Source organism: Brevundimonas sp. (genome assembly GCF_036677305.1).
Classification (GTDB): domain Bacteria; phylum Pseudomonadota; class Alphaproteobacteria; order Caulobacterales; family Caulobacteraceae; genus Brevundimonas.
On record NZ_JAKFEB010000195.1, the window covers coordinates 1 to 11,575 of the forward strand.

The 11,575-nt window shown below is 69.7% G+C and carries 11 protein-coding genes; 8 read left to right on the forward strand and 3 right to left on the reverse strand.

Going from position 1 to position 11,575, the window contains the following annotated elements; all coding sequences use genetic code 11:
* Positions 1 to 1,241: S41 family peptidase (locus V6M42_RS11620; RefSeq protein ID WP_332678582.1), on the reverse strand; the 1,241-nt coding region annotated here is incomplete at its 3' end.
* Between the two features lie 55 nt (positions 1,242 to 1,296).
* Positions 1,297 to 2,016, reverse strand: coding sequence for an EF-hand domain-containing protein (locus V6M42_RS11625; protein WP_332678583.1), 720 nt, complete (start codon positions 2,014 to 2,016; stop codon positions 1,297 to 1,299).
* Positions 2,017 to 2,135: 119 nt separating this feature from the next.
* On the opposite strand from V6M42_RS11625, the gene V6M42_RS11630 reads away from it, so the two are divergent.
* The 7 genes from V6M42_RS11630 to fba all read left to right on the forward strand — a co-directional run bounded on the left by V6M42_RS11630 (position 2,136) and on the right by fba (position 9,907).
* Positions 2,136 to 2,876, forward strand: coding sequence for a response regulator (locus V6M42_RS11630; protein ID WP_332659316.1), 741 nt, complete (start codon positions 2,136 to 2,138; stop codon positions 2,874 to 2,876).
* Positions 2,873 to 4,462, forward strand: coding sequence for an ATP-binding protein (locus tag V6M42_RS11635; protein WP_332678584.1), 1,590 nt, complete (start codon positions 2,873 to 2,875; stop codon positions 4,460 to 4,462). The genes V6M42_RS11630 and V6M42_RS11635 overlap by 4 nt, the downstream gene beginning before the upstream one ends.
* Positions 4,462 to 5,784, forward strand: coding sequence for a S41 family peptidase (locus tag V6M42_RS11640; RefSeq protein WP_332659318.1), 1,323 nt, complete (start codon positions 4,462 to 4,464; stop codon positions 5,782 to 5,784). Before V6M42_RS11635 ends, V6M42_RS11640 begins: the two co-directional genes overlap by 1 nt.
* A gap of 106 nt (positions 5,785 to 5,890) precedes the next feature.
* Positions 5,891 to 6,898, forward strand: coding sequence for a type I glyceraldehyde-3-phosphate dehydrogenase (gene gap, locus V6M42_RS11645; protein WP_332678585.1), 1,008 nt, complete (start codon positions 5,891 to 5,893; stop codon positions 6,896 to 6,898).
* Positions 6,898 to 7,473 (forward strand): hypothetical protein, encoded by a 576-nt coding sequence (locus V6M42_RS11650; protein WP_332678586.1) that lies wholly within the window; start codon positions 6,898 to 6,900, stop codon positions 7,471 to 7,473. The genes gap and V6M42_RS11650 overlap by 1 nt, the downstream gene beginning before the upstream one ends.
* A gap of 39 nt (positions 7,474 to 7,512) precedes the next feature.
* Complete coding sequence (locus tag V6M42_RS11655) at positions 7,513 to 8,712, forward strand: phosphoglycerate kinase (protein WP_332678588.1); 1,200 nt, start codon at positions 7,513 to 7,515, stop codon at positions 8,710 to 8,712.
* A 109-nt stretch (positions 8,713 to 8,821) separates the two neighbouring features.
* Positions 8,822 to 9,907: a class II fructose-bisphosphate aldolase gene (fba, locus tag V6M42_RS11660; RefSeq protein ID WP_332659321.1), complete on the forward strand. Its 1,086-nt coding sequence runs from the start codon at positions 8,822 to 8,824 to the stop codon at positions 9,905 to 9,907.
* Positions 9,908 to 9,928: 21 nt separating this feature from the next.
* On the opposite strand, the gene V6M42_RS11665 is transcribed toward fba, so the two are convergent.
* Positions 9,929 to 10,567 carry a DUF2799 domain-containing protein gene (locus V6M42_RS11665; RefSeq protein WP_332659322.1) on the reverse strand — a complete coding sequence of 213 codons (639 nt, stop codon included), beginning with the start codon at positions 10,565 to 10,567 and terminating at the stop codon, positions 9,929 to 9,931.
* A gap of 138 nt (positions 10,568 to 10,705) precedes the next feature.
* Here V6M42_RS11665 and V6M42_RS11670 point away from each other — a divergent pair.
* Positions 10,706 to 11,575 (forward strand): RluA family pseudouridine synthase (locus V6M42_RS11670; RefSeq protein WP_442880955.1); only part of this gene is annotated, 870 nt, incomplete at its 3' end.

Below are 11,575 nucleotides of genomic sequence, written 5' to 3' on the forward strand. Positions count from 1 at the left end.
GGCGCGGCGAGGGCCGCCAGCGCCGCCTCGAGCACGGCGTCCCGCCCGGCGCGGCGATCTGCAACCGTCACATCGGGGATCACGCCGCGCTTCTCCAGCCGCACGCCGCCCGAGGTGACGAAATCGGCGCGGCTGAGCGTCAACCGGCCTCCGTCGGGCAGGCGCGTCTCCTGCGAGATGAGCACGGCCCCGGCGGTGGGCGCGCCCACCACGACGGCGCGGCGGGCCTCCTGCAGGGCCGCAGGGGTCAGTTCGGCGGCGCTGCGGCTTTGGTCATCGACCAGCACGGCCACATCGTTGGCGACAGGCGCGGTCAGGGAGCCGCATCCGCCGGCCGTCTTCAGCTCTATCCGCCGCCCGTTGCGCGAGGTGCGCGTCGCCCAGGCCCGGTTGGCGGGCAGGAAGCAGCTCAGCACCGCATCGGCCTCCATGAGCCTGCCGCCGGGATTCCCCCGCAGGTCCAGCACCACGTCGGTGTCCGGCGTCACGTCCGCCAGCTGTTCGCCCATCCAGCGGCCCAGGCCCTGTTCGAACCCCTCGACGCGCAGGACCAGCACATTGGGGCGGGTGCGGTCGGCGACGAAGGCGGGGCGCGGCTCCATGATGCGGGGGTTCAGAACCGTCGGACGCGGCGCGCCCTCGGCGTCGATCATGGCGAGAACAAGCGGCTGACCCTCGACCACGTCCTGATCGGGCGTCCAGCCCGAGGTCCCGTCGGCGACCAGCCGCCAGCCGACGCCGACCCCCGCCTCCGCCGCCGGCGAGCCCTCGCGGACCTGTTCCACCACATAGATGTCCTCGTCGTCCTGGTCGGGGCGCAAGGACAGGCCGACGGCGGCGCGGCGCTGCCGCAGCTGGTCCTGGCGGCGCGCGACAGCAGGCGGCGCGGCGCCGGCGTGGTCGTCGTCGAGCAGGTTCAGCATCTCGCGCAGCGAACGGTACAGGCTCCGGTCGTCCGGGGCGGCCAGGGCTGCGGGCCGCCAGGTTCGCCGGGCCTCGTTCCAGTCCACGCCGTGCAGCTGCGGGTCGTAGTATTCGCGGCGAACCTCGTTCCAGACGTGGTCGAAGACCCGCTGGTTCATCCGGGCGCGGTTTCTGTCCGGTGCGGCCGGAGCGACCGCCTGCGGGGCCGCAGCGGCCGACGCGGCGACGGGATCGCCCGCAAATGACGGAGCCGCGACGAGCGCAAGGCTCATCGCGGCTGACACGGCCAGTCGTTCAAACAGGCGACGGAAGATCATGACGCCATTAGAGGGCGCTTCCGATGACTTTCAAATCACGAAGTCGCTGGACGGATCAGTCTTCACCGTCCTGTTGCGTCTCGATCCGGTGGGTGAAGACCTGTACGTCATGGCCCTTCCCCCGTTCGCCCTCTTCGATGAAGCCCGAATGATCGGCGTCCATGCGGGTGAAGGCTTCGCGCAGGGGTCCGGTGAACTCGGCCTCGCTTATGCGGCCGTCGTTGTCGGCGTCCATCCTGTGCTCGCCGTCCGGACCGCCGAGCAGGCGGACCGTGACATTGTGTTCGCCCGGGCCGCCCGCGCCGCGCGGCAGGTGAATGATGCGGGGCCCGCCCTCGCCGTCGGGCCCGCGGATCAGGATCTCATGCTCGCCGGTCGCGCCGCCTTCGCCGCGGCCCGTGAAGACCATGGTGCGAACCTCGGTTTCCATATGTTCGGCGGGAGCGCCGGAACGGCTGAGCTCGAAGTGACGTACGCCCGGGCCGCCTTCGCCGCCGGGCCCGCGCATGAACATGTGGGCGCCCGGACCATGGCCCGCCGACATTTCCTCAGTCGAAAGGCGGCCATCGCCGTCCTTGTCCATCCGGGCGAAATGGTCGTTCATCGGCGCGGAGAACTCTTCGCGCGAGACCTGACCGTCGCCGTCCTTGTCCAGCGCGCCGGGGCCGTCGCCCAGCATCATGAAGCGGGTGTGCACCTCGGGAGGGGCCGGAGGCGCCGGCGGGGCCGGAGGATCCTGCATCAGGACGGCGGACAGGGCGATCAGGGTCAGCATGGGCGTTGGTTCCCGTTGTGGAGCGACGCTGTTCGACCACGCCGCTCTTTCGCCTGTGTTTCAGGTTGTCCGGGAAATGTTTCAACGCTGAAATGACGGCGAGCGTCCGGTTCGCCACAATGAGCGTCATGCAAGTCGAGGCCGTTCCCCGCATTCTCGTCGTCGATGACGATCCCGGCATCCGCGAGGTGCTGTGCGACTACCTGAACCAGCACGGCTATGAAGCGACCGGCGCCGCCTCGGCCGCCGAGATGGACCGCGCCGTCGCGCGCCGGACGCCGGACCTGATCGTGCTGGACCTGATGATGCCGGGCGAGGACGGGTTGTCGGTCTGCCGCCGCCTGTCGGGCAAGGGCGGGCCGCCGATCGTGATGCTGTCGGCCATGGGCGAGGATACGGACCGGATCATCGGGCTGGAGCTCGGGGCGGACGACTATCTGGCCAAGCCCTGCAATCCCCGTGAACTGCTGGCCCGGGTGCGGGCCGTGTTGCGACGACCGCGCGACGACGCAGCTTCCGACGGGCCGGCGCTGACCTTCGCGGGCTGGCGCCTGGACCTGTTGCGCCGGGAACTGACGCGGCCGGACGGTCGCGCGGTCTCCCTGTCGGCCGGAGAGTTCGCCCTGCTGCGCGCCTTCGCCGAACGGCCGGGTCGCGTTCTGACCCGCGATCAGCTGCTGGAGCGCGCGCGGGGGGCGGACGCCGACGTGTTCGACAGGGCCATGGACGTGCAGATCAGCCGGCTGCGGAAGAAGCTGGACGACGGATCGGGGCTGGAGATGATCCAGACCCTGCGCGGCGAGGGATATATGTTCGACGTCAGGGTCGAACGTCACGCCGGCGCGCGAGGGGCCGCGTGAGGCGTCCGTCGTCCTTTCCTGTTCTGGTTCAGGTTGCGGCGCTGGCCGTGCTGGCCGTGATCATGTCCCAGGCGGTCGCCTTCGGGGTTGTGGTGCTGGCGCCCGAGCCCAGGCCCGCCGGGTTCAGCATCGAGGCGGCCGCCAACGCCCTGAGGGGCGAACCGGCGGAAACGTCGGACGGACGCACGCTGCGGCGACGGCTGACGGACCGTCCGACTTCCCTTGGCGAGGACGACCGGATCGACCCCATGGCCATGGCGATCACCGCGGGCCTCGCCCAGCGCCTGGGAGTCGAGCCGGAGACCGTGCGCGTCCGCGTGGAACACGACCGGCCGAGGAAGCGGCGCGCCGGCCCTTCAGACGTCGCCGTGCGCGACCATCTCAATTTCGTCTTCGTGGAGAGCCAGGGTCGCGCGCCCCGCCCGTCCGCCCCCTCGCCGCCATCTCCGCGCGCCGCGCCCCCGCCGCCGGCGCCCCCGCCTCCGCCCGCCCCGGAGGAGGTCACCGTGATGCGACAGGGAGAAGAAATCCGGGCCCGTCTGAACATGCGTCACGTCATGCCGCGCGGCTCGGGCGGAGCCTTCATCGTCGATCGGGAGACCCGCCAGTTCACGGTTCTGGCCGACCGGCTGACGTTCGCTCCCTTCGCCGCCTCCGTCCTTCAGCCCGATGGACGCTGGGCCACGGTCGAGCCGCCGCGCGGCCTGCTGTCGCCCTGGCAGCAGAGGGTGTTGCTGGCCCTGGCCATTTCCCTGCTGCTGCTGGCGCCGCTGGTGTGGTTCATGGCGCGGCGCCTGACCCGGCCGATCCGCGTCTTCGCCGACGCCGCTGAACGGCTGGGCGCGGACCCGGACGCCGAGCCGCTGACGCCGTCCGGCCCCAGCGAGGTGCGCACCGCCATCCAGGCCTTCAACGACATGCAGGCCTCCCTGCGCGACCATATGCGCCGCCGCACCCAGACCGTCGCCGCCATCGCCCATGATCTGCGCACGCCCCTGACCCGGCTGCGCTTCCGGGCCGAACAGGCGCCCGAAGCGGTGCGGGATCGCATGGCGGCCGACATCGAGGAGATGGACGCCCTGATCGCCCAGGCCATGGCCTATGTGCGCGGCGAGACAACCCCCGAGCGGCGCGAGCGGTTCGATCTGGCGGGTCTGGCCGAGGATTGCGCCGCCGGCTTCTCGGAAACCGGCGCGGCCGTGACGTTCGCCAACGGGGATGCCCTCCCCGTCGAGGCCGATCCCGCCGCCCTGCGCCGCGCCCTCGCCAATCTCATCGCCAATGCGGTGAAATTCGGCGATGCGGCCCGGGTCCGGGCGCTGGCCGAAAACGAACGCGCGGTCATCGTCATCGAAGACGACGGCCCCGGCCTGGCCGAGGCCGAGCTCGAGACGGTGTTCGAGCCCTTCCACCGGGCCGAACGCTCGCGGAGCCGCGAAACCGGTGGAGCCGGACTGGGCCTGACCGTCGCCCGGCAGGCGGCGCGGGCGTTCGGCGGCGACGTGACCCTGACCAACCGGCCCGGCGGCGGTCTGACCGCGCGGCTGAGCCTGCCCCTTGTCCCTCGTGCGATGGAGACGCCCTGATGCGCGCCCTGCTTTTCGCCGCCGCCCTGATGGCGGCCGTCCCGGCCTTCGCCCAGACGCCGGCCTCGGCGCCCGCGCCCCGCGAGACGGTCGAGGCCGTCGCCGGCCGCATTCGCGACCTGTATTTCGACCCGGCCGCCGGCGACCGTATCGCCGACGGGCTGGAGGCGGAGAGCGCCGCCGGAACCTTCGACAGCCTGACCGATCCGCGCGACCTGGCCGCCGCGCTGAGCCGGCGGTTGCGGCCGCTGGATGCGCATTTCAGCGTCGCCTGGGACCCGAACGCGCCGACGGGGCAAGGGCCCGCCGTTCGAGCCGCGGGCCCGCCCGCGGCCGCCACGGCGACCGGCGAACCCGTGCGGCGCGTCGCACGACCGGCCAATCCGATGGAGGCGCGCGGCCACTACGGCTTCCGCAAGGTCGAGATCCTGGCCGGCAACGTCGGCTATATCGACCTGCGCCAGTTCTCGAACATCGACTTTGAAAACCCGGCCGATCCGGCCCGGCGCGCGGCCGATGCGGCCCTGAACTTCGTCGCCGACGCCGACGCGGTGATCTTCGATCTGCGAGACAACGGCGGCGGCGCGCCCTCGATGGTCGGCTATCTGACCAGCGCCTTCACCCCGGCCAACGCGCCGATCTACAACATCTTCCACAGCCGCGAGGGCACCGAGAGCGAGGCCCCGGCGATCTTCTATCCGAACCCCCGGCTGGAGGTTCCGGTCTATATTCTGATCAGCGGCCGCACCGGCTCGGCGGGCGAAGCCTTCCCCTACACCCTGCAGGGCGCGCGCCGCGCCACCATCGTCGGCGAGGCCTCGGGCGGAGCGGCCAATCCCGGCGGCATGGTCCCGGTCGGCGGCGGCTTCGCGGTCTTCATCTCGCAGGGCTCGCCGAAGAACCCGAACACCGGCGGCAACTGGGAGGGGACGGGCGTGCTGCCGGACGTCGCCGTGCCGTGGGATCAGGCCCTGGCGCGCGCCCACACGCTGGCGCTCGAGGCCATTGTGGCGGGCGACAGCGGCCGCACCGACGCCGTCTGGACGCTGCAGGCGCTCAACTCGACGACGGCGGCGGGCGATCTGGCGCCCTATGCCGGCCTCTATGGCGAGCAGACGGTGTCGGTCGTCGGTGACAGGCTGCAGGTCGCGCGCGGCCGCCGCCCTCCGGTGCTTCTGGCCCGGCTGGACGGCGATCTGTTCACCGTCGTCGGCGATCCGGGCCGCCGCGTGCAGTTCTCGCGGGACGGGACGGGGCGGGTGGCGACCATGGACTCGCTGAACGTCGGCGGCCCGGGACCGCGCGCGCGCCGGACGGATTGACGCAGCGTTACAGTTGATCACGCCTTGTTACGGGCGCGGGGTTGATCCTCGCGCCCGCCGGTTCCATTGAAGCGCCGACAACCAGCCCTTCTCCGGAGACCGCCCCATGACCGTCCGCGTCGCCATCAATGGTTTCGGCCGCATCGGCCGCCTCGTCCTGCGCTCGATCGTCGAGCATGGCCGTCGCGATATCGAGGTGGTGGCGATCAACGATCTGGGCCCGGTGGCCACCAACGCCCACCTGTTGAAATACGACTCGGTCCATGGCCGCTTCCCCGGCACGGTCGAGTTCGGCGACGACTGGATCGACGTGGGTCTGGGCAAGATCAAGGTCACGGCCGAGCGCGATCCGTCCAAGCTTCCGCACAAGGAGCTGAACGTCGACATCGCCTTTGAATGCACCGGCCTGTTCACGACGAAGGAAAAGGCCTCGGCCCACCTGACCGCCGGCGCGAAACGCGTGCTGGTCTCGGCGCCCTGCGACGGCGCCGACAAGACCATCGTCTACAAGGTCAACCATGAGACCCTGACCGCCGACGACATCATCGTCTCGAACGGCTCGTGCACGACCAACGCCCTGGCGCCCGTCGCCAAGGTGCTGAACGACCTGTTCGGCATCGAGCGCGGCTATATGACGACCATCCACGCCTACACCGGCGACCAGCCGACCCTGGATACGATGCACAAGGATCTGTACCGGGGCCGCGCCGCCGCCCTGTCGATGATCCCGACCTCGACCGGCGCCGCCAAGGCCCTGGGCCTGGTCCTGCCGGAGCTGAAGGGCAAGCTGGACGGCTCGTCGATCCGCGTCCCCACCCCGAACGTGTCGGTCGTCGACCTGAAGGTCGTCGCCGGCCGCGAGGTCACCGTGGAAGAGATCAACGCCGCCATCCAGGCCGCGGCCAACGGCCCGATGAAGGGCGTGCTGGCGGTGACCGACGAGGCGCTGGTCTCGACCGACCTGAACCACATCGCCGCCTCGTCCACCGCCGCCCTGCCCCAGACCCAGGTCGTCGACGGCAAACTGGCCCGCGTCCTGACCTGGTATGACAACGAGTGGGGCTTCGCGACGCGGATGTCCGACACGGCGCTGGTGATGAGCAAGCTGATCTGATGCGTATTGCGGCGGCTGTCCTGCTCGGTTTCGCGCTGGTCGGTTGCCGCGCCGAGCCTACAAAGGCGCAACAGTCGTCGCCTAGCGTCACTCTGACCAACCTTTCAGGTGCGCCAGTGCCGTCATTTGACGGCCGATTGGTCATTGGAGACGGCCTGAGCGTTTTCGGCTTGGTGGCGCGCGGTGTGCATGAAACGGACCCCGGCATTGTCGTCGTCGAGATGCTGGACTCCCAGACCTCGAGCCAGATGCGCATCCGGGACGCCAAGATCGACGCGATGTCGTTCATCTATGAGGTTGACTGCGCAAGCCTGCGCTACCGGCTGGCGGGGCAGACGATGTACGAGCGGTCAGGCCAGCCGATTGCGCGAACCCATATCGATAACGTGATGATCGAGGAACTCCTGGCTCCCCTGCAAGCCGCTTGCGGGGGGGAGCTCACGTCCGATTGGAAGTGGGGTACGGAATTCACATCCATGGAGGGCTTCCTTTCGGCCGCCGATCCAATCCTCGAACCTCGTCGCACAGCCCTGCCTACGGTGACCATCACCTCGACACCGCGCGCCCAAGACTAAGTCCCCCCTCTTCTTCAGATCTCGCATCTCAGAGCCGACATGACCTTCCGCACCCTTGACGACGCCCGTGATCTCGCCGGCAAGACCGCGCTCGTCCGCGTGGACTTCAACGTGCCGATGGAGGACGGGCGGGTCACCGACGACACCCGGCTGCGCGTCGCCCTGCCGACGATCAACAGGCTGCGTGAGGCCGGGGCGAAGGTGGCCCTGCTGGCGCATTTCGACCGGCCGAAGGGCAAGGTCGTTCCCTCGATGAGCCTGAGGTACATCGTCGACGAGCTGTGCGAGGTTCTGGCCGCGCCGGTTCAGTTCGCCGAGGACTGCGTCGGCGACGCGGCCCGCGCGGCGCTGGCGGAACTGCCGCTGGGCGGCGTGGTCCTGCTGGAAAACGTCCGCTTCCACGCGGGCGAAGAGGCCAACGATCCGGCCTTCGCGGCCCAGCTGGCCGAACTCGGCGACGTCTACGTCAATGACGCCTTCTCCGCCGCCCACCGCGCCCATGCCTCGACCGAGGGACTGGCCCGCCTGCTGCCGGCCTATGCGGGCGAGTCGATGCGGCGCGAACTCGACGCCCTCGACGCCGCGCTGGGCAAGCCGCAGAAGCCGGTCATCGGCATCGTCGGCGGGGCCAAGGTCTCGACCAAGCTGGACCTGCTGAAGAACCTCGTCAGCCAGCTGGATCGGCTGGCTATCGGCGGCGGCATGGCCAACACCTTCCTGTTCGCCCAGGGGATCGATATCGGCGGCTCGCTGGCCGAGAAGGACATGGCCGACACGGCCCGCGCCATCATGGCCGAGGCGAAGACGCAGGGCTGCGAACTGCTGCTGCCTGTCGACATGGTCGTGGCGACCGAGGTCAGGCCCGGCGTCGCCGCGCGCACGGTCCGCGCCGGAGACGCCCTGTCCGGGGACGACAAGATCCTGGACGCCGGTCCCGAGACGGTCGCCCGCCTGGCTGCCGCCATGGACGCGTCGAAGACCCTGATCTGGAACGGGCCGCTGGGCGTGTTCGAGGTTCCGCCGTTCGACGCCGCGACGGTCGCAGCGGCGACGCATGCGGCGGACCTGACAAGGGCCGGAAAACTGGTCGCGGTGGCCGGTGGCGGAGACACCGTCTCCGCCCTGAATCACGCCGGGGTCAGCGACGACATGACTTTCGTCTCCACCGCCGGCGGCGCCTTCCTTGAATGGATGGAAGGAAAGCCCCTGCCCGGAGTTGAGGCGCTCCGGACCCAGTGACCGCGACGCAACGCCGCTGAGCTCCCGCCATTCTGATTGTAACAATGCGTGACTTGGCCGCCTGCGGGCGGTAGACCACGGCAAAACTTACGGGCTCAGGAGACATCCCATGGCGCGCATCACGCTGCGACAGCTTCTCGATCACGCGGCCGAGAACGGCTACGGCCTGCCGGCCTACAATATCAACAACATGGAGCAGGGGCTGGCGATCATGGAGGCGGCGGAAGCCGTCAACGCGCCGGTGATCATCCAGGCCAGCCGCGGGGCCCGCAGCTACGCCAACGACATCGTCCTGGCCAAGCTGATCGACGCCCTGGCCGAGCTGTATCCGCACATCCCGGTCTGCATGCACCAGGACCACGGCAACGGCCCGGCGACCTGCGCCACCGCCATCCAGTATGGTTTCACCTCGGTGATGATGGACGGCTCGCTGGAAGAGGACGCCAAGACGCCCGCGAGCTACGAATACAACGTCGACGTCACCCGCCGCGTGGTCCAGATGGCGCACAGCTGCGGCGTCTCGGTCGAGGGCGAACTGGGCGTTCTGGGTTCGCTGGAAACCGGCATGGGCGAGGCCGAGGACGGCCACGGCTTCGAGGGCAAGCTGGACCACTCGGCCCTGCTGACCGATCCGGACCAGGCCGTGGACTTCGTGCGCGAGACCCAGGTCGACGCCCTTGCCATCGCCATGGGCACCAGCCACGGCGCCTACAAATTCAGCCGCCAGCCGGACGGCGAAGTGCTGGCCATGAACGTGATCGAGGAAATCCACCGCCGCCTGCCGGACACCCATCTGGTCATGCACGGCTCGTCCAGCGTGCCGCAGGACCTGCAGGACATCATCAACGCCTACGGCGGCCAGATGCCCCAGACATGGGGCGTGCCGGTCGAGGAGATCCAGCGCGGCATCAAGCACGGCGTGCGCAAGATCAACATCGACACCGACAACCGCATGGCCATGACCGGCGCAGTCCGCAAATTGCTGGCGGAGAAGCCGGGCGAGTTCGATCCGCGCGCCTGGATGAAGCCCGCCAAGGAGGCGATGCGCAAGCTGTGCCAGGAGCGCTTCGTCCAGTTCGGCTGCGAGGGCCAGGCCTCGAAGATCCGCCCGCTGTCGACCGCCCAGATGGCCCAGCGCTACGCCAAGGGCGAACTGAACCCGCATTTCGGGTCGGCGCCCTCCAAAGCCGCCTGACCCGAAGGACGGCGGCTGGACTCACCAGTCGCCGTACTGTCGGCGGAACCGCCAGCGGACGTCCCGCACATCGCGTTCGGCGTCGTCGATCGCATCTTGCGCACGCCGCCATTCGCGCTCGGTGTCCGCACGCTCCCGGCGGATTTCCTGGATGCGGTTGCGGATCGCCTCGCGCTGCTGGTCGGTCAGCCCCTCAGCACGGGCCTCGGCCTGTTTGGCGACGATCTTCTCGTCCAGTTCTTCCAGCCGGTTCCCGTGGGAATCGACAAGGCTGCGGGCGCTGACCAGCGCCTGATCCACCTGGTAGACGATCTGGCCGTCCTGATAGGCGGGCATGAAATCCGCTTCCAGATAGGCGGGGCAGACGCCGGCGTAGGTTGACCCCGTCCGCCCTGCCCGGAAACCTCTGTCCGGCGTGCAATACTGGGCGAGGCCCTGTTCCCTGCCCGCTCCGTAGGCGGCGGCGTCAGGCGTGACCCCATGCTCGGCGCAGGCCTCGGCATGGTCGTTGAGACGGCTCATGGTCAGGCCCTCGACGCCGTCGGCGTAGCCCTGACCTGACCAGTCGCCGGCCTGGCATTGCTCGGCGCTCATGGTCGCACAGCTGCCCAGCAGCATGACCGCGCCGCCCGCGGCCGCCGCAAGAATCCAGACTCGCATGGACTTCCACCCCGTTTGTAAACCCAAGCTTAACCATAAACTCACCGCCCGTCGTTCGCCAAGCCGCGACTTGTGTGTCCTGCGGCCCGCCGTGCTAGATCGGCGGCCGCCCGGCCTTCCGGGGCGGTGGAGCGCCCCGTGTCCGACGAACCCCTGCTGTCCGAAGACCTTCTCGCCGACGATGACGGCGCGGCCATCCTTGAAGCGCGCCTCGAGAAGGGCGGCGTCCGGCTCGACAAGGCCCTGACCGACATCTTCCCGACCCTGTCGCGCGCACGGCTGCAAGCCCTGCTGGCCGAGGGCGTCGTGACCCGCGACGGCGTCCCCGTGTCCGTGGCGTCGGGCAAGGCCCAGCCCGGCCTCTACGCGGTCGCCCTGCCCGCCGTCGTGTCCGCTATTCCGCAACCGGAAGCGATCCCCCTGACAGTGCTTTACGAGGACGCTCATCTGATCGTCGTCGACAAGGCCGCCGGGATGGCGGTGCATCCGGCGCCTGGCAGCGAGACCGGCACCCTGGTCAACGCCCTGCTGCACCATTGCGCGAGCTCCCTGTCCGGCATCGGCGGGGTGGCGCGGCCCGGGATCGTTCACCGGCTGGACAAGCATACGTCCGGCGTGATGGTCGCCGCCAAGTCCGACGCCGCCCACGCCGGGCTGTCGGCCCTGTTCGCGGCCCACGACATCGAACGCACCTACATCGCCCTGACGCGCGGCACGCTGCGTCCCGAGCATGGGCGCATCATCTCGAATCTCGGCCGCTCGACCGGGGACCGGAAGAAGATGGCGGTGCTCAACAGCGGGGGCCGCGAAGCGATCACGGACTATGCGGTTGAACGGGTCTTCGGCGCCTCCCCTCAGAAAGGGTCGAGGCAGGCCACTCCCCCCATGGCCTCGCGCATCGCCTGCACCCTCCATACCGGACGCACCCACCAGATCCGGGTGCATATGGCCTCGAAGGGCGCGCCCCTGCTGGGCGACCCGGTCTATGGCACGGGCAGCCCCGCCAAC

What these genes read in the sequence shown, in the direction of transcription:
- V6M42_RS11665 (WP_332659322.1), bottom strand. Translation starts at nt 10,567, where the DNA reads ATGCGAGTCTGGATTCTTGCGGCGGCCGCGGGCGGCGCGGTCATGCTG.
- V6M42_RS11655 (WP_332678588.1), top strand. Translation starts at nt 7,513, where the DNA reads ATGACCTTCCGCACCCTTGACGACGCCCGTGATCTCGCCGGCAAGACC.
- gap (WP_332678585.1), top strand. Translation starts at nt 5,891, where the DNA reads ATGACCGTCCGCGTCGCCATCAATGGTTTCGGCCGCATCGGCCGCCTC.
- fba (WP_332659321.1), top strand. Translation starts at nt 8,822, where the DNA reads ATGGCGCGCATCACGCTGCGACAGCTTCTCGATCACGCGGCCGAGAAC.
- V6M42_RS11640 (WP_332659318.1), top strand. Translation starts at nt 4,462, where the DNA reads ATGCGCGCCCTGCTTTTCGCCGCCGCCCTGATGGCGGCCGTCCCGGCC.
- V6M42_RS11650 (WP_332678586.1), top strand. Translation starts at nt 6,898, where the DNA reads ATGCGTATTGCGGCGGCTGTCCTGCTCGGTTTCGCGCTGGTCGGTTGC.
- V6M42_RS11630 (WP_332659316.1), top strand. Translation starts at nt 2,136, where the DNA reads ATGAGCGTCATGCAAGTCGAGGCCGTTCCCCGCATTCTCGTCGTCGAT.
- V6M42_RS11625 (WP_332678583.1), bottom strand. Translation starts at nt 2,016, where the DNA reads ATGCTGACCCTGATCGCCCTGTCCGCCGTCCTGATGCAGGATCCTCCG.